Raw genomic sequence first — 799 nt, 5'->3', positions numbered from 1 at the left:
ACGCCCCGCCGCCCGGACGGGAGGCGGCCCACGCGCGCCCGGTCCGGGACTCGGCGGTGCTGGTGCTGTTCGGCGTGCTCGACGCGGCGGACGCCCGGGCCGACCACCCCGCCGTCGCCGCCGACCTCGACGTGCTCCTCCCCCGCCGCTCCCCCACGCTGAGCCACCACCCCGGCCAGGTCTCGTTCCCCGGCGGCGGCATCGACCCGACCGACGCGGGACCCGAGGCGGCCGCGCTCCGCGAGGCGCAGGAGGAGACCGGCCTCGACCCCTCGGGCGTGCGCGTGCTCGGCACCCTGCCGCTGCTCCCGGTCACGGTGAGCCGCAACCTCGTCACCCCGGTGCTCGGCTGGTGGGACCGCCCCTCCGCCGTGGCGGCGACCGACCCCGCGGAGACCGTCGACGTGTTCCGGGTGCCCGTCGCGGACCTCGTCGACCCGGCACGGCGCGTCACGACGGTCCTGCGCCGCGGCGGGCACGAGTGGCGCGGCCCGGCGTTCGACGTCGACGGCGTCCTCGTGTGGGGGTTCACCGCGTTCATCCTCGACCGGCTGCTCGACGCCGTCGGGTGGGCGGTCCCCTGGGACGAGGGCCGGACGGTGCCCGCGCCGGTCTGACCCCGGGGCGAGGCGGAGCCGGGCGAGGCGGAGCCGGGCGAGGCGGAGCCGGGCGAGGCGGAGCCGGTGGATCCCGGCGTGCGGGTGGGCGGAATCGCCCGCCCGCACTGCTGGTCAACCGCCGTCGAAACGATACGATCGGTGCCACGGCGCGACGAACCGGGCCGACCACCCCTCCGCAC

Annotated in this window: 1 protein-coding gene; it reads left to right on the top strand. The window is 78.5% G+C overall.

Annotated features, from left to right (window positions below):
* Positions 1-617 (top strand): CoA pyrophosphatase (locus G6556_RS18970; RefSeq protein WP_166944730.1); only part of this gene is annotated, 617 nt, incomplete at its 5' end.
* Between the last annotated feature and the right edge of the window lie 182 nt (positions 618-799).

Source organism: Cellulomonas sp. IC4_254 (assembly GCF_011603975.1).
Classification (GTDB): domain Bacteria; phylum Actinomycetota; class Actinomycetes; order Actinomycetales; family Cellulomonadaceae; genus Cellulomonas.
Note: the sequence above shows the minus strand (reverse complement) of the source record. Positions and strands in the feature narration are given on the sequence as shown.